15 protein-coding genes and 1 pseudogene are annotated in these 17,707 nt (G+C 65.2%); 9 read left to right on the top strand and 7 right to left on the bottom strand.

Annotated features, from left to right (window positions below; genetic code table 11):
* Positions 1–5: 5 nt before the first annotated feature.
* The 3 genes and pseudogenes from ACXAJT_RS12915 to ACXAJT_RS12905 all read right to left on the bottom strand — a co-directional run bounded on the left by ACXAJT_RS12915 (position 6) and on the right by ACXAJT_RS12905 (position 3,032).
* A complete protein-coding gene (locus ACXAJT_RS12915; RefSeq protein ID WP_475236183.1) occupies positions 6–1,331 on the bottom strand; it encodes a TRAP transporter large permease in 1,326 nt (441 codons plus the stop codon).
* A 138-nt stretch (positions 1,332–1,469) separates the two neighbouring features.
* Positions 1,470–1,913, bottom strand: a pseudogene (locus tag ACXAJT_RS12910) (TRAP transporter small permease); the annotation flags it as partial.
* Between the two features lie 150 nt (positions 1,914–2,063).
* Complete coding sequence (locus tag ACXAJT_RS12905; RefSeq protein WP_475235860.1) at positions 2,064–3,032, bottom strand: TRAP transporter substrate-binding protein; 969 nt, start codon at positions 3,030–3,032, stop codon at positions 2,064–2,066.
* 256 nt (positions 3,033–3,288) lie between these two features.
* Between ACXAJT_RS12905 and ACXAJT_RS12900 the strand changes: the two genes are divergently transcribed.
* Positions 3,289–4,413 (top strand): alanine racemase, encoded by a 1,125-nt coding sequence (locus tag ACXAJT_RS12900; protein ID WP_475235859.1) that lies wholly within the window; start codon positions 3,289–3,291, stop codon positions 4,411–4,413.
* Between the two features lie 61 nt (positions 4,414–4,474).
* On the opposite strand, the gene ACXAJT_RS12895 is transcribed toward ACXAJT_RS12900, so the two are convergent.
* The 3 genes from ACXAJT_RS12895 to ACXAJT_RS12885 all read right to left on the bottom strand — a co-directional run bounded on the left by ACXAJT_RS12895 (position 4,475) and on the right by ACXAJT_RS12885 (position 7,537).
* Entirely contained in the window at positions 4,475–6,013 is a 1,539-nt protein-coding gene (locus ACXAJT_RS12895) for a tripartite tricarboxylate transporter permease (protein ID WP_475235858.1), read from the bottom strand.
* 13 nt (positions 6,014–6,026) lie between these two features.
* The gene (locus ACXAJT_RS12890; RefSeq protein ID WP_475235857.1) at positions 6,027–6,458 is read right to left on the bottom strand and encodes a tripartite tricarboxylate transporter TctB family protein; all 432 of its coding nucleotides are present in this window, start codon (positions 6,456–6,458) and stop codon (positions 6,027–6,029) included.
* Between the two features lie 89 nt (positions 6,459–6,547).
* Positions 6,548–7,537 carry a Bug family tripartite tricarboxylate transporter substrate binding protein gene (locus tag ACXAJT_RS12885; RefSeq protein ID WP_475235856.1) on the bottom strand — a complete coding sequence of 330 codons (990 nt, stop codon included), beginning with the start codon at positions 7,535–7,537 and terminating at the stop codon, positions 6,548–6,550.
* A gap of 190 nt (positions 7,538–7,727) precedes the next feature.
* On the opposite strand from ACXAJT_RS12885, the gene ACXAJT_RS12880 reads away from it, so the two are divergent.
* The 3 genes from ACXAJT_RS12880 to ACXAJT_RS12870 are packed head-to-tail and all read left to right on the top strand — an operon-like array spanning position 7,728 to position 10,874.
* A complete protein-coding gene (locus ACXAJT_RS12880; RefSeq protein ID WP_475235855.1) occupies positions 7,728–8,399 on the top strand; it encodes a response regulator transcription factor in 672 nt (223 codons plus the stop codon).
* Entirely contained in the window at positions 8,392–9,804 is a 1,413-nt protein-coding gene (locus tag ACXAJT_RS12875; RefSeq protein ID WP_475235854.1) for a sensor histidine kinase N-terminal domain-containing protein, read from the top strand. Before ACXAJT_RS12880 ends, ACXAJT_RS12875 begins: the two co-directional genes overlap by 8 nt.
* Positions 9,801–10,874, top strand: coding sequence for an ABC transporter substrate-binding protein (locus ACXAJT_RS12870; protein ID WP_475235853.1), 1,074 nt, complete (start codon positions 9,801–9,803; stop codon positions 10,872–10,874). Before ACXAJT_RS12875 ends, ACXAJT_RS12870 begins: the two co-directional genes overlap by 4 nt.
* 59 nt (positions 10,875–10,933) lie before the next feature.
* Here ACXAJT_RS12870 and ACXAJT_RS12865 read toward each other — a convergent pair whose 3' ends face one another.
* Positions 10,934–11,701 (bottom strand): DeoR/GlpR family DNA-binding transcription regulator, encoded by a 768-nt coding sequence (locus tag ACXAJT_RS12865; protein ID WP_475235852.1) that lies wholly within the window; start codon positions 11,699–11,701, stop codon positions 10,934–10,936.
* 233 nt (positions 11,702–11,934) lie between these two features.
* Between ACXAJT_RS12865 and glpD the strand changes: the two genes are divergently transcribed.
* The 5 genes from glpD (at position 11,935) to ACXAJT_RS12840 (ending at position 17,697) form a co-directional block, all read left to right on the top strand.
* The gene (gene glpD, locus ACXAJT_RS12860) at positions 11,935–13,530 is read left to right on the top strand and encodes a glycerol-3-phosphate dehydrogenase (protein ID WP_475235850.1); all 1,596 of its coding nucleotides are present in this window, start codon (positions 11,935–11,937) and stop codon (positions 13,528–13,530) included.
* Positions 13,531–13,566: 36 nt separating this feature from the next.
* Positions 13,567–14,655, top strand: coding sequence for an ABC transporter ATP-binding protein (locus ACXAJT_RS12855; RefSeq protein ID WP_475235849.1), 1,089 nt, complete (start codon positions 13,567–13,569; stop codon positions 14,653–14,655).
* Positions 14,656–14,667: 12 nt separating this feature from the next.
* The gene (locus ACXAJT_RS12850) at positions 14,668–15,750 is read left to right on the top strand and encodes an ABC transporter ATP-binding protein (RefSeq protein ID WP_475235847.1); all 1,083 of its coding nucleotides are present in this window, start codon (positions 14,668–14,670) and stop codon (positions 15,748–15,750) included.
* The gene (locus ACXAJT_RS12845; protein WP_475235846.1) at positions 15,750–16,625 is read left to right on the top strand and encodes a carbohydrate ABC transporter permease; all 876 of its coding nucleotides are present in this window, start codon (positions 15,750–15,752) and stop codon (positions 16,623–16,625) included. The genes ACXAJT_RS12850 and ACXAJT_RS12845 overlap by 1 nt, the downstream gene beginning before the upstream one ends.
* A gap of 220 nt (positions 16,626–16,845) precedes the next feature.
* Positions 16,846–17,697, top strand: a complete 852-nt coding sequence (locus tag ACXAJT_RS12840) for a carbohydrate ABC transporter permease (protein ID WP_475235844.1) — start codon at positions 16,846–16,848, stop codon at positions 17,695–17,697.
* The last annotated feature ends 10 nt before the right edge of the window (positions 17,698–17,707 follow it).

The following is a 17,707-nucleotide window of genomic DNA, read 5'->3' as shown; positions in this document are numbered from 1 at the left end:
GGATGTCACTGCGCGGCCTGTACCGTCTGGGGTAGCCATGTGGCAAGGCCGGGGAAGGCCACCAGCACGCCCACCATCAGCACCATGATCAGGAACATCGGCAGCGCGGTGCGGGCGATGTAGCTCATGTCGTGGCGGGTCATCCCCTGCAACACGAAGAGGTTGAACCCCACGGGCGGGGTGATCTGCGCCATTTCCACGACCACCACGATGAAGATGCCGAACCAGATCAGGTCGATGCCTGCGGCCCGGATCATCGGCTCGATGATCGCCATGGTCAGCACCACCGCCGAAATGCCGTCGAGGAACATGCCAATGATGATGTAGAACACCGTCAGCGCCGCGATCAGCGCCACCGGCGACAGATCCCATGCTGCGATGATCCCGGCCAGCGCGCGTGGCACGCCGGTGAAGCCCATGGCCAGCGTCAGGAAACTCGCGCCCATCAGGATCAGCGCGATCATCGCCGAGGTGCGGGTGGCGCCGAAGAGGCTCTCGCGGAACGCCTGCCAGCTGAGCGAGCCTTGCAACATCGCCAGCACCAGCGCGCCAATTACCCCGAACGCGGCGGCCTCGGTGGCGGTGGCGATGCCAAGGTACATCGAGCCGATTACCACGAGGATCAGCGCGATCACCGGGATCAGCAGCGTCGAGGCGCGCAGCTTCTCGCCAAACGACATCGACGGTTCCGGGTCAGGCGCTTGATCGCGCCGCAGGATCGACCAGATGGCGATATAGGTCATGAACATGGTCGCCAGCACCAGACCGGGGAAGACGCCCGCCATGAACAGGCCGGTGACGCTCTGCTTCACCGTCACACCGTAGACGATGAGGGTCAGCGAGGGCGGGATCATCAGGCCCAGCGTCGCGGCACCCGCCAGCGTGCCGACGATCATGAACTCGGGGTAGCCGCGCTTGCGCAGCTCGGGGATCGACATCTTGCCCACCGTGGTCAGCGTCGCCGCCGATGAGCCGGACACCGCCGCGAAAACCGTGCAGCCCACCACGTTGGAATGCAGCAGCCCGCCGGGAAAACGCGAAAGCCACGGCGCGAGGCCTTTGAACATGTCCTCGGAAAGCCTTGTGCGGTAGAGGATTTCGCCCATCCAGATGAACAGCGGCAGCGAGGTCAGTGTCCAACTCGAGGCCGAGGTCCAGACGGTGATGCTCATCGAGCTGCCGGGGTTGCGCGGGGTAAAGCCGATCATCCCCATATAAGCGACGCCCATCAGCGCCAGCCCGACCCAGAGGCCGGAACCCAGCAAGAAGAACAGCACAAAGAGGAAGACCCCGATCTTCAGCCCCACCGCGTCGCGGTCGAAGCCGGTCATCAGGTGCACGGCGGCGTAAAGCACCAGCGCGCAGGCCGCAAAAAGGACGAGCCGTGCCTTCACCGAGCCAAGTGCATCGCGCAGCAGCGGATCGCGCGGGTGGTCAACGCCCATGCTGTCGGTGAACAGCAGGCCGATCAGGCTGTCGATCACCGCCACGGCCAGCAGTACCGCGCCGACCGCCATGACGATCTGCGGGATCCACAGCGGCGTGCCGTCCTGCCCTTGGCTGACGTCATTGATCTTGTGGCTGAGGATCGGCGTCTGCACCGCGTACCACGCAAAGAAGAGCGCCACCACGGCGGCGGCGGTATAACACCAGATCTCGATCCCGCGCCGCCACGCGCCGCCGCGTTCGACCAGCATGCCGACGCGGATATGCTCGTTGCGGCGGAAGGTATCGGCCAGCGCAAGGAACGAGGCCGCGGCCATGGCGTAGCCGGCGTAATTGGCGCCGCCGGGCAGCAGGATGCCCAGCCAGCGGGTGACCATCTGCGCCACGACGAGGCAAAGAATGGCGATCAGCGACAGCGCGGCGCCATAGCCCGACGCGGCATAAATCCCGTCCAAGATGCGGCGCATGGGCTGCCCTCCTGTGGTCTCTTGGTCTTTTTCTGGGGTCGTATGAGAGGTCATAGCGGGGCCCGCAACACCGGCACCGATCCGTGGGGGCGGAAGGCGCCGGGGCGCCCCGGCAGGACCGGGACGCCACTTGTCAGCGTTGCGCTGTCCTTACTCGGCTTCGTAGGCGTCGACGATGGCGCTGCCGTTCTCGCCGGCGTTTTCCATCCACTCGGCAGTCATCGTCTCGCCGATCTCCTGCAGGCGGGCGACGATCGCGTCGCTCGGCGGGTTCACGTCCATGCCGTTCTCGGCCAGCGTATCGACAAAACCGCCGGCCAGCTCGGCGGCCTTCTCGGCGCCGCGGCTCTGCGCGGCCTCAGCCTCGTCCAGCACGCAGGTGCGGGCCTCGTCTGAAAGCCCGTCAAGCGCGTCTTTGTTGGCAAAGACGGTGTTGCGCGGCAGCCAAGCCTTCACGTCGTAGAAGTTGGTCATGTCTTCCCAGACGCTCTCGTCGACACCGGTCGAGCCAGAGGAGATCATCGCCGAGACGACACCGGTGGCCAGCGCCTGCTTCAGATCCGCGGCCTCGACCTGCGTCGGCACCATGCCGGCAAGTTCCGCGACGCGGGCGGTGATCGAGTTGTAGGCACGGAATTTCACGCCTTCCATCTCGGCAGGCTCGGTGACCGGCTTGGAGAAGTAGAGGCCCTGCGGCGGCCACGGCACGGAGTAGAGCGGCACGATGTTCTGCTCTTCGAGCACTTTGGCCAGCGTCGGCTCGGCGGCGGCGCGTAGTTCTTCCGAGGCCTCGAAAGAGGTGGCGAGGAAGGGGATCGAGTCGTAGGCGAAGACCGCATCTTCGTTGGCATGCGCCGACAGAAGGCGCTCGCCGATTTGCGCTTCGCCCAGTTGCACGGCGCGCTTGATTTCGTCGCCCTTGAACAGCGAGCCGCCCGCGTGGATCACGATCTCCAGCTCGCCACCGGTGCATTCTGCCACCGCGTCGGCGAAGGTCTGGGCGTTCTCGGTGTGGTAGTTGCTGGCCGGGTAGGCCATCGGCATGTCCCAAGTCTCGGCCGAGGCGGCGCCGGCCAGCGCGGTGGTCAGCGTCAGGAACGCGGTCGCAGTGAATTTCATGGTGTACCTCTCTGTGGTTGCATTGGTTTTTTTGTTTTGCCCCGCCATCAATGTTGATCGGCGAGTCATTTTGCAACGACGTTTGCAGAAGTTTTTCACGATTGGAACGCCGCTTTGGGATTTGCCGCACCCTCGCTGTGCAACTGGCGCGCAGTCCGGGTGGGTGCCAAAGCGCTGAGAAGCGGGTAGAAGCGGGCGAAACGGCCGGCCCAGCCGGAGAAAATCCGCAGACGACCAAGCAAGGAGCCTTGCCATCATGGCCACAGACCTGTCCCTTCTCGACGGCCTCACCACGCCCGCGCTGATCATCGATGAGGCGCGGATGCTGCGAAATCTTGCGCGGCTGTCGCAGCGCGCGTCGGACCTTGGCGTGACCCTGCGCCCCCACATGAAAACCGCGAAATCGCTGGAGGTGGCCGAGCGCATGAGTGGCGGCACGCCGGGGCCGATCACTGTCTCCACGCTGGCCGAGGCAGAGGTCTTTGCCGCCGCCGGTTACGATGACATCCTTTATGCGGTGGGGATCGCGCCGGGCAAGCTGCCGCGGGCGCAGGCGCTGCGCGACAAAGGCTGCGATCTGGTGGTGATCCTCGACAGCGTGGCACAGGCGCGGGCGGTGGCCGAGGCCCGCGTGCCCGCGCTGATAGAGATCGACAGCGACGGCCATCGCGGTGGGCTCTCGGCTGAGGATCCGGCGCTGCTGGAGATCGGGCGCATTCTGTCGGAGGCGGGGGCGCTGCGCGGCGTGGTGACCCATGCCGGCGAGAGCTATGGCGTGCCCGGCGCCGAGGCGCATGCCGCCTTCGCCGAGCGCGAGCGCGCCGCCACGGTCGCGGCGGCAGAGGCGCTGCGCGGGGCAGGGCTGGCGTGTCCGGTGGTCAGCACCGGCTCCACGCCCACCGCCCATGCCGCAAAGGACCTGACCGGGGTTACCGAGCTGCGGGCCGGGGTCTACATGTTCTTTGATCTGGTGATGGCGGGGATCGGGGTGTGCACGACCGACGATATCGCGCTGTCGGTTCTTGCCACGGTGATCGGCCATCAACCCGACAAGGGCTGGGTGCTCATCGACGCGGGCTGGATGGCCCTGTCGCGCGATCGCGGCACAGCCGCGCAGGCGGTGGATCAGGGCTACGGCGTGGTCTGCGATGCTGAAGGCCGGGTGATCCCGGAACTCATCGTCACCGCCGCCAATCAAGAGCACGGCATCATCGCGCGGCGCGACGGGGCGGCGGGACCGATGCCCGATCTGCCCGTCGGCACCCTGCTGCGGATCCTGCCCAACCACGCCTGCGCCACGGCGGCGCAGCACGATGGCTATTCGGTGATCCCCGCCAGCCCCGGGCCGCTGCAAAGCTGGTCACGCTTTGGCGGCTGGTGAGCCAATGAAAAAGGCCCCCGCCGAAGCGGGGGCCGTGGAGTGCTGAGCAGAGGGCAAGGGGTCAGTCGCTCAGCACGCCTTCCTCGTCACGGCGGCGGTGCATCTTCGAGCGTACGACGCGGCCGACGATCAGCGGCATGATGAAGCCGATGATGGCGATGGCCCAGAGGCCGATCGAAAGCGGGCTGTCGATCAGGGTGAACCAGTCGCCGTTGTCGATGGTGATCGCGCGGCGCAGGTTGTTTTCCATCGTGTTGCCCAGCAGCGTGCCGAGGATGATCGGCACCAGCGGCACGTCGAGCTTGCGCAGCACCCAGCCCATCACGCCGAAGCCGATCATGATCAGCAGATCGAAACTCGAGCCAGAGATGCCGTAGATGCCGACAAAGCTGACCATGGCGACGATCGGCATCAGGATGCGCGGCGGCACCATCAGCACGCGGGTGAACAGGCCGACCATCGGGATGTTCAGCGCCAGCAGCATGACGTTGCCGATGAACAGCGCTGCGATCAGGCCCCAGACCACGTCGGGGTTTTCCGAGAACAGCAGCGGGCCGGGGGTGATGTTCAGCGACAGCAGAACCGCCAGCAGAACCGCGGTGGTGCCCGAACCCGGCACACCCAGCGCCAGCATCGGCACCAGGGCGCCACCGGCGGCGGCGTTGTTGCCCGCTTCGGGCGCCGCGACGCCGCGCGGATCGCCGGTGCCGAAGGTGCCCTTCTTGTCCACCAGACGTTTCTCCATCGAGTAGGAGATGAACGAGCCCAGCGAGGCGCCCGCGCCCGGCAGCACGCCGGCGATGAAGCCCAGCACCGAGGTGCGCAGCATGGTGGGGGTGCAGGCCTTCAGCATCGACAGCGGCGGGGTGAGCCTGCCGATGTTCAGCTTGCGGCCCTCGGCGTCGGCTTTGCCGTGGCGATGCTCGAGGAAGATGAAGACTTCGGACAGGGCGAAGAGGCCGACGATGGCGACAAGGAAATCGAGCCCGTCATAGAGGTGCACTTCGCCGAAGGTGAAGCGCGGCACGCCGGTCTGGGTGTCGACGCCGATGGTCGCAAGGCCGAGGCCCAGCATGGCGGCGAAGGCGGATTTCGCTTGGTTGGTCGACGACACGCCGCCCAGCGTGGCGAAGGCCAGCGCGAAGAGGGCGAAATATTCCGCCGGGCCGAACAGCAGCGCGATCTTCACCAGCTGCGGCGCGAGGAAGATCAGGCCCCATGTGGCGAAGAAGGCACCGACGAAGGAGGCGATGCCCGACAGCGAGAGCGCCTCGCCGGCCATGCCCTTCTTGGCCATTGGATGGCCATCGAGCACGGTCATCATCGCCGGCTCGTCACCGGGAATGCCCAGCAGGATCGAACTGATCCGCCCGCCGTACATGGCACCATAGTAGACCGAGGTCAGCAGGATCAGCGACGGCGTCGGGCCGAGGCCGAGGGTGAAGGCGAGCGGGATCAGGATGGCCACGCCGTTCGACGGGCCAAGGCCCGGCAGCGCGCCCATGATGGTACCCAGAAAGCAGCCCAGCAGCGCGAGGCCGAGGTTCTGCAGGGTGAAGGCGACGGCGAAACCGTCTCCGAGACTTGCGAAGATATCCATTGCGGCCTCCTCCTCAGAAACCCAGCGGGCCGCGGGCGAGCGAGAGGCCCAGCAGCAGGTGGAACACGGCGTAGATGCCGACAGAGGTCAGCACACCGATCAGCAGCGATTGCAGCGGCGCGCTGCCGAGGCGCCACGTCAGGTAGGTGGCGGCGAACGCGGTGGCGATGACGAAACCGGCGATCGGCAGAAACTCGGCGTAGAGGATCATCATCACGATGGCGGCGAGCACTTCGACAAAGCGCGGCAGGCTCGGCCATTGCGGCTCGGCATCGGGTTTGAGCGCGATGAAGATCGACGAGATGCCGAGGATGGTGGCGATGATCAGCGGGAAGGCCTTGGGGCCGACTTCGTCAGAGAGGAAGCTTTCCTCGATCTGTAGCGCCGCCCAGGCAAAGAAGATGGCGAGCGCCAGGCCGAAGAGGCCGAAGATGCGGTCACTCATGGGATCCCCCTTAATGTGCGTGAGTGTAGGATTTGAAGCGGCGGGCCCTCTGGGAGGAAAGGGCCCGCCGCACCGAGCGTGGGATCAGGTCACTTAATGATGCCGATCTCGCGCGAGATGTTCTGGATCTCGCTCACGCTGTCCGAGACGAATTGCTCGAACTCTTCGCCCTGCAGATCGAGCGGGGCGAGGCCGTTGGCCGCCATGATCTCTTTCCACTCGTCGGAGGCATAGAGATCACCGATCTTCGACGACCAGGCGTTGTAGGCGTCGTCGCTCATGCCCTCGGGGGCGTAGAAGCCGCGCCAGTTGGCACCGATGGCGTCGACACCCTGTTCCCGGGCGGTCGGGAAGTCGGCGAAATCGCCTTCCAGACGCTCGGGCGCGAGCACGGCGATGACCTTGATGTCGCCGGAGTCGACAAAGCCCTTGGCCTCGGAAGCGTCACCGGTGAAGGCCTGAACCGAGCCTGCGAGCAGCTGGGTCACCGCTTCGCCGCCGCCGTCGAAGGCCACGTATTTCACCTTGCGCACGTCTTCGATCTCGTAGGCCGACGCGGCGATCAGCACCTTCAGGTGGTCCCAGCCACCGACGGCCGAGCCGCCCGCCACGGAGACCGAGCGCGGGTCTTCCTTGATCATGTCGAGCAGTTGCGGAAGCGTTTCGACCTCGCTGTCAGCGGAGACGGCGATCACGCCGTAGTCGGCACCGATCGAGGCCAGCCAGCGCACCTGATCGGTGGTGTTGCCCGGGTAGGCGCCCTGCGCCAGACGGGTCGCGGTGGCCGAGCTGGCCGCAACGATCAGATCGTTGTCGTCGCCGCGCTTGTTGACCACTTCTGCGAAGGCCACGCCACCGCCGCCGCCGGCGAGGTTGACCACCTGCATAGTCTTCTCGATCAGCCCGAGGTCCTGCATGGTTTTGCCGACCTGACGGCAGGTGAAGTCCCAGCCGCCGCCGGGGTTCGCCGGTGCGATGCACTCGGGGTTTTCAGGGGTGTAGTCCTGCGCCTGTGCAGCGAAGGCGGATGCGCCCAGAACGGTGGCGGCAATGAGACCGCGGGTTGCAGTGATAAACATGGTATCCTCCTCATGGTCGGCGCCGCGCGTACCGCACGCGACCCCGTCAGTTCCCCGCAGAACCCGACTGCGCTTTGCAGCCTCCCCGGTTGCGGGTTAAGACGTGTCTCTAAGCCACGAAGCTGTCGCGAACCTGTCATCGGGCTGTTAGCGCGCAAACACGTCGTCAGCGAAGAGGAGTGCCAGTGCCATGCGTGTGTTGATGGTCGAAGATGCCAGCGATCTTGCCGAGGGTGTCAGCGCGCGTCTCGCGCAGTCGGGGATTGTCTGCGATGTCGCAGAAAGTCTTGAGTCTGCAGAGGATTTTCGGGCGGTGCAGAGCTATGATGCGCTCATACTCGACATCAACCTGCCCGACGGCTCGGGCCTGCGCTTGCTGCGCGAAATGCGCGCTGCCGGTGATCGGACCCCGGTGCTGATGCTGACCGCGCTGGTTTCTGTCGACGACCGTGTGAGCGCGCTTGACCTTGGCGCGGACGACTATCTGGGCAAACCTTTCGATCAGCGCGAACTGGAAGCGCGGCTGCGCGCCTTGGTCCGCCGGGAGGCGGATCAGAAAGGCGCGGAGATCGTGCTTGGCCCGCTTGCCTTCTCTCCCGCCGGGCAGAGCGCAACGCTGGACGGAAAACGGCTGGATCTGACCGGACGCGAGGCTGCACTGCTTGGCGTGCTTCTGCGCCATCAGGGGAATTACCTCGGGAAAAGCAGGCTTTATGACTCGCTCTACGGGTTCGGCGATGCCGATGTCGGGGTCAATGCGATCGAGCTCTACATCGCGCGGCTGCGGAAAAAGCTGGCCGGCAGCGGGGTCGGCATCGTCACCCAGCGCGGCGTCGGCTACCGGATTGGTCTCGATGGCTGAGGGGGCGGCGCGCCTGCCGTCCAGCCTGTCGACCCGGGTTCTGCGCGCGGTGCTGCTGATCCTGCTGGTCGGCGGGATACTGGTTGGCGCCTCGACGCTCTACAACGGGCGGCTGGCGGCACGGCAGTCCTATGACCGCATTCTGCTGGGGGCGGCGCAGAACATCGCGGCCTCGATCCGGATCCAGAACGGCGCACCCTTGGTCGATCTGCCGGTCTCAGCGTTCGAACTCTTGGCGCAGGCGCCCGAGGACCGCATCCACTACTCGGTGCGCGGGCCGGGCGGGGAAATGATTACCGGCCTCGACGAGACGCGCATCGAGCCGTCCGCGCGCCGCAGCGGCTCCGCGGGGCCTGAATTTTTCGACGCGCAGTTGAACGGTGAGGACGCCCGCTTCGTGCGGCTGACGCGGCGATTTGCCGAGCGTGATTTTTCCGGCGGGGTCTCTGTCACCGTCGGTCAGACGCTGCGCGCCCGGCAGGCGATGGCGCTCGATCTGACACGCGCCACGCTGCTGCCGATGCTGCTGGCCGGGTTGGCGCTGCTGGTGATGTCTTGGCTGGTGACACGCTCCGCCGTGCGCCCGCTCGAGACGCTGTCCGAGGACCTGCTGCAGCGCGATCCCTATGACCTGACCCCGGTGCCCACAGCCAAGCTGCCGCGCGAGCTTGTGGTGATGCTGGGCGCGATGAACCGCTTCATGGGCCGGCTCGACCGGCAGGTGGAGGGTATGCGCTACCTGATCTCGGACGCCGCGCACCAGTTGCGCACGCCGGTGGCCGCGATCCGCGTACAGGCCGAGTCGATCCAAGACCTCGAGAACGAGGCGGCGCGGCAGCGCGCCTTGGTGCGTCTGCTGGGGCGTACCCGGTCGTTGGGCGCTTTGCTCGATCAGTTGCTGTCGCAGGCGCTGGTCATCCATCGCACCGAAAGCGCGCCGCGCACGCCGCTTGATCTGCGCGAAGTGGCGCTGGACCTGCTGGAGCGGTCGGATCACGAGATTCTGGCGCCGGGCGCCGACCTGCGGCTGGAGATCGGCGAGGACCCGGTGATGGTGCGCGCCGATGCTTTCTCCATCGGTGAGGCCGCAAAGAACCTGCTGGCCAATGCGCTCAAGCATGGCGCGCCGCCGGTGGTGGTGGGTGTCGAGCAGCGCGCCGAGGAGGCCGTGCTGTGGGTGCAGGACAGCGGGCCGGGGCCGACGCCGGAGGTCGCCGCCCGGCTGGGCCAGCGGTTCGAACGCAGCACCCGGTCGCGCGAGGACAGCGCCGGTCTTGGCCTCGCCATCGTCAGCGCGGTCGCCGAGGCGTTCGGCGGGCGGGTGGAGCTCGAGTATCCGCCGGATGGCTTTCGGATCGCGCTGGTGCTGCCCGCCGAGCCAGCAAGCGAGGAGACGCAGACATGATCCGTTCGATGCAGGCTCTTTTCGCCCTTCTCTGGGTCTTGCTGCTGCCGTGTCTTGCCGCCGCGCAGGAGCGGGTGGAGGTGATCGGCAGCGGGCCAACCGAGCTTGTGCTGCGCTCGACCACTGACGTGTCGATCATCCAGCCGGTGATCGCGCGCTTCACCGAGCGCAACCCCGACCTGTCGGTGCGCTACGAGCAATGGGGCTCGAACAATCTCTTCGACAACAGCCGCGCCGCCTGCGAAGGGGCCGCCGCCCCGGCGGACGCTGTTTTCTCGTCGGGCGCCCACCAGATGACTTGGTTGGTCAACGCCGCCTGCGCGCGGCGCTATCAGTCGCCGCGCACCGAGGCGTTGCCCCCCTCCCGCCGCTGGCGCAACGAGCTTTGGGGGATCACCGAAGAACCCGCGGTGATCATCTACAACACCGGCGCGATCCGGCGCGCCGACGTCCCGCGCAGCCGCTTTGCGCTGCTCGACCTGATGCGCACCCAGCCCGACCTGCTGCGCGGAAAGATCGCCACTTACGATATCGAGGCCTCGGGGCTGGGCTATCTCTTTGCGCATGCGGACAGCCTTGAAGCGACCACCTTCGGCGCCATGCTCGAGGCGTTCTCGCGGGTCGGCGCGATTGCCACCTGCTGTTCGGCGACGATCATCGAGGGGGTGTCGAAGGGGCGCTACCTGATCGCCTACAACGTGCTGGGATCCTACGCCTCGGCGGCGGCGCGGGTCGGCGAGGCGAGCAATGTCGGGGTTGTTCTGCCCGAAGACTACACGTTGATCGTGTCGCGCAGTTTCATGATCCCAAAGGCCGCGCCGCACCCGGAGGCAGGCGAGCGCTTACTGGAGTTTCTGCTGGGCCCCGAGGCGCAGGCGATGCTGTCGGAACTGGGGTTGATCACGCCCAGCGATCCCGCCGAGACCAGCCTGCTGCCAAGTGCGCGGCGGTTGATCGCCCTCGCGCCACCGCTGCTTCTGGCGCTTGATGGCAGCACGCGGGCGCGGATGTTCTCTTTGTGGAATGCGGCGTTTGCGCCGGATACCGAAGGGCCGGACTACGGCCCCTGAGGCATTGCCGGTCCGCTTATTGCCACAGGCTGCCTTACGTCCTTCGCGGCGATGCAGGGCTATGATCCGCGCGCCACCGCCACCTCGCAGCCCCATCCCGCACAGGCGTCGCTCAGGGCGGGCTCCAACGGGCGGTCGGTCACGAACACGTCGATCTCGGACAGCGAGGCGATCCGGGCCGGGGCGCTGCGTTTGAACTTTGAATGATCGGCGACGAGGATGGTCCGGCGCGACTGGCGCAGGATGGCCCGGCTGACTCCCACCTCCTGAATGTCGAAATCGAGGATGTCGCCCTCCGCATCCAAGGCCGAACAGCCGATCACCGCGAGGTCGAACTTGAACTGACGGATGCTCTCGGTGGCCAGAGTGCCGATCAGCCCGCCATCCGTGCGGCGCAGGCTGCCGCCGGTGAGCAGCACGTCGCAATCGGGGTTGGCTGCGAGGATCGTGGCGACGTTCATATTGTTGGTCACCACCATCAGGCCCTTGTGATGCAGCAGTTCGCGCGCCACCGCCTCGGTGCTGGTGCCGATGTTGAGAAACAGCGAAATGCCATGCGGAATGAGCTCGGCGCAGGTGCGCGCGATGCCGGTCTTGGCGTCCATATTGAGATGGCGCCGTTCCTCGTAGCCGATGTTCATCGTGCCGGAGGGCAGCACCGCCCCGCCATGCACCCGCTCGAGCCGCCCGCTGTCGGCCAGATCAGTCAGGTCGCGCCGGATGGTTTGCAGCGTGACGCCGAAATGCTGCGCCAGTCCCTCGACGGTGACCTTGCCGTCGCGGCGGGCGATCTCGAGAATTTCGGGGTGGCGGAAGGATTGGGACATGCGTGTTCGGTTTCTTTCGCTTTTCGCGGATGCCCCCTAGGAAACGCGCAAATTCGGGGCATTTCCAGTGCAAAATTTTCTGCAGTTGCGCGATGAGATCAAAAAGTTCCATGAAAACTTCGTGTCTTGCGTGGGCAATCCTGAGAAGACCGATGCGAACGAAAACGAAAACATTTGGCTTGCGCCAATGCGCGATCCGGGTTTAGCCTGCCGCCAACCAGCAGGAGACCGACGTGACCGATAGCCAAAGCACATCCCCCAGCGATCTTTTCGTGATTGGCGGCGGCATCAACGGCTGCGGCATTGCGCGCGACGCGGCAGGGCGGGGCGCCTCGGTGGTGCTTGCCGAGATGGGCGATCTTGCCTCGGCCACCTCGTCCTCGTCGACCAAGCTGTTCCACGGCGGGCTGCGCTATCTTGAATACCTCGAGGTGCGGCTTGTGCGCGAAGCGCTGATCGAGCGCGAGGTGCTGCTGCGCGCCATGCCGCATATCAGTTGGCCGATGCGTTTTGTGTTGCCGTATCACCCCGATATGCGGTTCGAGAGCGAGACACCGATTTCGAAAATGCTCAGCAAGGTCATGCCGTGGATGAAGGAGCGCCGCCCGGCGTGGCTGATCCGCATGGGGCTGTTCATGTACGACAATCTCGGCGGGCGAAAGATCCTGCCGGGCACCTCGACGCTGTCACTCAAGGGCAGCAAGGAGGGCGCGCCGCTGCAGCCGCGGTTCGAGCGGGCCTATGAGTATTCCGACTGCTGGGTCGAGGATTCGCGTCTGGTGGCGCTCAACGCCCGCGACGCCGAAGCGCGCGGGGCAAAGATCATGACCCGCACGAAGGTGACGCACGCGCAGCGCGAGGGCGATCTTTGGCGTGTCGAGACCGAAGACACCGAGAGCGGCAAGGCCACCACGCATTACGCAAAGATGCTGATCAACGCCGGTGGCCCTTGGGTTGGCGACATTATCCACGACAAGATCGACCTGCCGTCGCGCGAAGGCGTGCGGCTGGTGCGCGGCAGCCATATCGTCACGCGCAAGCTCTACGATCACGACAAGTGCTACTTCTTTCAGGGCACCGACGGGCGGATCATCTTCGCCATTCCCTACGAGCGCGATTTCACCCTGATCGGCACGACCGACTCCGAGCACAAGGACCCGTCAAAACGGCCGGTCTGCACGCCGGAAGAGCGCGACTATCTGATCGATTTCGCCAACCGCTACTTCGCCCAGCCGATCTCGGCCGACGACGTGGTCTGGACCTATTCCGGGGTGCGCCCGCTTTATGACGATGGCGCTTCCAGTGCCACCGCGGCGACCCGCGACTACACGCTCAAGGTGGATGCCCAAGGCGGGGCTCCCGTGCTCAACGTCTTTGGCGGCAAGATCACCACCTATCGCCGTCTGGCCGAAAGCGCATTGGAAAAGATCGGCGAGCACATCCCGCTCGACAAGGGCGCTTGGACGGCCGGCGTGGCGCTGGCTGGCGGCGATTTCCCGGTCGACGGCGTCGATGCGCTGGTGCAAGAATTGCGCAGCAAATATCCTTTCCTCAGTGACGGTTGGGCGCTGCGTCTCGTGCGCGCCTACGGCACCGAGGCAAAGGAGATGCTGGGAGAGGCAAAAAGCGCGGAAGAACTTGGGAGGGACTTCGGCGCTACACTCACGGAGGCAGAAGTGATCTGGCTGATGCGGCACGAATTTGCCCGCGCAGCCGAAGATGTGGTGTGGCGACGCACCAAGCTCGGGCTGCGCCTGAGCGGGGAGGAGATATCGGCGCTGGACGGCTGGATGACATCCCGCCGGGAAAGGGCCGACGCCGCCGAATAGCACGGCGGAGACATACGGCGCGGGGAGGAGGACCTTATGTCGCTGGAATTGAAGGGCGTTTCAAAGAACGTCGAAGGGCAGGTGCATATTGCCCCGACAGATTTGACGCTCGAGAACGGCACGATGAACGTGCTGCTTGGGCCGACGCTGTCGGGCAAGACAACGCTGATGCGGCTGATGGCGGGGCTTGATGCGCCGACCACCGGGCGCATCTTCTGGGAGGGCAAGGACGTCACCGGGATGCGGGTTCAGGACCGCAAGGTGGCGATGGTCTACCAGCAGTTCATCAATTACCCGTCGATGACCGTCTACGACAACATCGCCTCGCCGATGAAGCTGATGGGCGTGGGGCGCGAAGAGATCGACCGCCGGGTGCGCGAAAGCGCCGAGTTGATGAAACTCTCGCCGATGCTGCAGCGCAAGCCGCTGGAATTGTCGGGCGGTCAGCAGCAGCGCTGCGCGCTGGCGCGGGCGCTCGTGAAAAACGCCGGGTTGGTCCTGCTCGACGAGCCGCTGGCCAATCTCGACTACAAGCTGCGCGAAGAGCTGCGGATCGAAATCCCAAAGATTTTCGAGGCTTCTGGCTCGATCTTCGTCTACGCGACCACCGAACCCGAAGAGGCGCTTTTGCTCGGCGGCAATACCGCGACGCTGTGGGAAGGGCATGTCACCCAGTTCGGCCCGACGCCCGAGGTCTATCGCCAGCCTGCCGACGCCACCACGGCGCGGGTGTTCAGCGACCCGCCGATGAACTTCCTGCAGATCTCCAAAACCGGTGATCGGCTGATGTTCGGAGATGGCCAGAGCGCCCCTGCGACCGGCAAGCTCGCCGAGCTGCCCGACGGGCGCTACACCGCAGGGTTCCGCCCCAACCACCTTGAGATCCTCAAGCACGCGTCCGACGCCCTGCGGTTCACCACGACACTGCAGGTGACCGAACTGACCGGTTCCGAGACCTTCGTGCACCTCGACCACAATGGCGCGCGCTGGGTGGGTCTGGTGCATGGGGTGCACGATCTGGAGCTTGGTGCGCCGCTCGACGTCTGGCTTGACCCGCGGCACGTCTATGTTTTTGGCGAAGAGGGCGAACTTGTCGCCCCCGCCGCCTACGCGCTGGCAGCCTGAGGAGGGGCGGAGATGGCGAAGATCACGCTCGACAATCTGGCGCACAGCTACCTGCCGAACCCCGGCTCGGAGGCGGATTTCGCGCTGAAGGAAATGACCCACGATTGGGACGATGGCGGTGCCTATGCGCTGCTCGGCTCCTCGGGCTGCGGCAAATCCACCTTGCTCAACATCATCTCGGGCCTGCTGACGCCGTCGCAGGGCAGGGTGCTGTTCGACGGGCAGGACATGACGCATGCGCCCACCGCAGAGCGCAACATCGCGCAGGTGTTCCAGTTCCCGGTCGTCTACGACACGATGACCGTGCGCGACAATCTCGCCTTCCCGCTGCGCAATCGTGGCCGGGACGAGAGCTATGTCGCCGAACGGGTGCAAGAAATCGCCCGGATGATCGGCATGGAAGACCAACTGCGCCGCAAGTGCAGCGGGCTCACCGCCGACGCCAAGCAGAAGATCAGCCTCGGGCGCGGCATGGTGCGCAAGGACGTCAACGCGCTGCTGTTCGACGAGCCGCTGACGGTGATCGACCCGCATATGAAGTGGGAACTGCGCACCCAACTGAAAAAGCTGCACCGCGATTTCGGCCATACGATGATCTACGTCACCCATGACCAGACCGAGGCGCTGACCTTCGCCGACAAGGTGGTGGTGATGTACGACGGGCGCGTGGTGCAGATCGGCACGCCCGAAGAGTTGTTCGAGCGGCCAGAACATACGTTTGTCGGCTATTTCATCGGCTCGCCGGGGATGAACGTCATCCCCGCCAAGGTCGAGGGCAGCCGCGCCTATATCAACGGCTCGGATTTCGACCTCGGCGCGGGTTACCGCGCGATGGACGGCAAGGTCGAGATCGGCGTGCGCCCTGAATTCGCCCGGCTCAGCCAGACCGAGGGGCTGCCGGTGAAGGTGCGCCGCGTCGAGGACGCGGGCCGCCACCAGATCATCCGCGCCGAGTTTTTCGGCCACGACATCAACATCATCGCAGGCGAGGACGAGCGCGTCAGCGCCGATATGAACCGGGTCAGCTTCGATCCTGCCCACGTCAATGTCTATCGCGACGATTGGCGCGTGGCACCGCAGGGGGAGGCGGCCTGATGACCAAGACCTTCAACAACAAGGCGTGGCTGCTGGTGCTGCCGGTACTGCTGCTGGTCGCTTTCTCGGCGGTGATCCCACTGATGACCGTGGTGAACTATTCGGTGCAGGACACCTTCGGCAACAATCAGTTCTTCTGGGCCGGGCTCGAATGGTTCGAAGAGATGCTGCATTCCGAACGGATGTGGGACGCACTCGGACGGCAGTTGATGTTCTCGGGCATCATCCTTGCCATCGAGGTGCCGCTTGGGATCTTCGTGGCGCTGAATATGCCGAAATCGGGGTTCTGGGCGTCGTTCTGCCTCGTGCTTATGTCGCTGCCGCTGCTGATCCCGTGGAACGTGGTCGGCACCATCTGGCAGGTGTTCGGCCGCGTCGACATCGGCCTGCTGGGCCGGACGCTGGAAAGCCTCGGCATCGACTACAACTACACCCAAAGCCCGTTGGCGGCATGGATCACCATCGTGGTGATGGATGTCTGGCACTGGACCTCGCTGGTGGCGCTGCTGGCCTATGCAGGCCTGAAATCGATCCCCGATGCCTATTATCAGGCCGCCAAGATCGATCAGGCCAGCCGCTGGAAGGTGTTCCGCTACATCGAACTGCCGAAGATGGCCGGCGTGCTGATGATCGCCATCCTGCTGCGCTTCATGGACAGCTTCATGATCTATACCGAGCCCTTCGTGGTCACCGGCGGCGGTCCGGGCAATGCCACCACGCTGCTGTCGATCGATCTGGTGAAGATGGCGTTGGGGCAGTTCGACCTCGGCCCGGCGGCAGCCTTCTCGATCATGTATTTCCTCGTGATCCTGCTGATTTCATGGGTGTTCTACACCGTGATGACCAACCTCGACAAAAAAGGGGATGTGAGATGAACCGACCTCTGACACAGGCCCCGACCCGCCCGGAATCAAGGCGAAGCCGCCGGGCGAGCGCCTGCCCGTCCCGGCGGGCTGGCGCTTGGAAACCCGTGCACCCCAGTTCGATCTCGCTCGGACTTGGCTGGCATAAATCGCTGGGCTCGACTGTTGCAGCTCCAGCCCACGGGCAGGCGCTCGCCCGGCTCCCCTCTCATCTTCTTCAAGGGAGCCCCGCATGACCGACGCAACCGCCACCCACTCCGCCGGGCGCACCCGCAGCGTGCTGCGCGTCAACGGCAGTGTCATCGTCATGGCGCTTTACCTGCTGTTCCTGCTGCTGCCAATCTACTGGCTGCTCAACATGAGCCTGAAGACCAATACCGAGATCCTCGGCGACTTCACGCTCTGGCCGCGCGACCTGACCTTCGCCAATTACGCGACAATCCTCACCGATCCCAGCTGGTACACCGGCTACATCAACTCACTGATCTACGTGGTTCTGAACACAGTGATTTCGCTGACGGTGGCGCTGCCGGCGGCCTATGCCTTCTCGCGCTACCACTTCATCGGTGACAAGCACCTGTTCTTCTGGCTGCTCACCAACCGCATGGCACCGCCCGCGGTCTTCGCGCTGCCGTTCTTTCAGCTTTATTCCAGCATCGGGCTGTTCGACACGCATATCGCGGTGGCGCTGGCGCATTGCCTGTTCAACGTGCCGCTGGCTGTGTGGATCCTCGAGGGCTTCATGCGCGGCGTGCCGAAAGAGATCGACGAGACCGCCTATATCGATGGCTACAGCTTCGGCGGCTTCTTCGTGAAGATCTTCATGCCACTGATTTCATCGGGCATCGGCGTCGCGGCCTTCTTCTGCTTCATGTTCTCATGGGTGGAACTGCTGCTCTCGCGCACGCTGACCACGGTGGACGCCAAACCGATTGCCGCCACGATGACCCGCACCGTCTCGGCATCGGGTCTCGACTGGGGGGTGCTGGCGGCGGCCGGCGTGCTGACCATCATTCCGGGCGCCTTGGTCATCTGGTTCGTCCGCAACTACATCGCCAAGGGCTTTGCCCTCGGCCGCGTCTGAGAGGAGAGGT

It is taken from the genome of Salipiger sp. ABF4_146 (genome assembly GCF_056161345.1).
This window is presented reverse-complemented; position numbering and strand designations above follow the sequence as displayed.

Excerpts from the sequence above, each read along its gene's own strand:
- ACXAJT_RS12845 (WP_475235846.1), top strand. The coding sequence starts at position 15,750 with ATGACCAAGACCTTCAACAACAAGGCGTGGCTGCTGGTGCTGCCGGTA.
- ACXAJT_RS12885 (WP_475235856.1), bottom strand. The coding sequence starts at position 7,537 with ATGTTTATCACTGCAACCCGCGGTCTCATTGCCGCCACCGTTCTGGGC.
- ACXAJT_RS12875 (WP_475235854.1), top strand. The coding sequence starts at position 8,392 with ATGGCTGAGGGGGCGGCGCGCCTGCCGTCCAGCCTGTCGACCCGGGTT.
- ACXAJT_RS12865 (WP_475235852.1), bottom strand. The coding sequence starts at position 11,701 with ATGTCCCAATCCTTCCGCCACCCCGAAATTCTCGAGATCGCCCGCCGC.
- ACXAJT_RS12895 (WP_475235858.1), bottom strand. The coding sequence starts at position 6,013 with ATGGATATCTTCGCAAGTCTCGGAGACGGTTTCGCCGTCGCCTTCACC.
- ACXAJT_RS12850 (WP_475235847.1), top strand. The coding sequence starts at position 14,668 with ATGGCGAAGATCACGCTCGACAATCTGGCGCACAGCTACCTGCCGAAC.
- ACXAJT_RS12855 (WP_475235849.1), top strand. The coding sequence starts at position 13,567 with ATGTCGCTGGAATTGAAGGGCGTTTCAAAGAACGTCGAAGGGCAGGTG.
- ACXAJT_RS12870 (WP_475235853.1), top strand. The coding sequence starts at position 9,801 with ATGATCCGTTCGATGCAGGCTCTTTTCGCCCTTCTCTGGGTCTTGCTG.
- ACXAJT_RS12905 (WP_475235860.1), bottom strand. The coding sequence starts at position 3,032 with ATGAAATTCACTGCGACCGCGTTCCTGACGCTGACCACCGCGCTGGCC.
- ACXAJT_RS12900 (WP_475235859.1), top strand. The coding sequence starts at position 3,289 with ATGGCCACAGACCTGTCCCTTCTCGACGGCCTCACCACGCCCGCGCTG.
- ACXAJT_RS12915 (WP_475236183.1), bottom strand. The coding sequence starts at position 1,331 with ATGACCGGCTTCGACCGCGACGCGGTGGGGCTGAAGATCGGGGTCTTC.
- ACXAJT_RS12880 (WP_475235855.1), top strand. The coding sequence starts at position 7,728 with ATGCGTGTGTTGATGGTCGAAGATGCCAGCGATCTTGCCGAGGGTGTC.
- ACXAJT_RS12840 (WP_475235844.1), top strand. The coding sequence starts at position 16,846 with ATGACCGACGCAACCGCCACCCACTCCGCCGGGCGCACCCGCAGCGTG.
- ACXAJT_RS12890 (WP_475235857.1), bottom strand. The coding sequence starts at position 6,458 with ATGAGTGACCGCATCTTCGGCCTCTTCGGCCTGGCGCTCGCCATCTTC.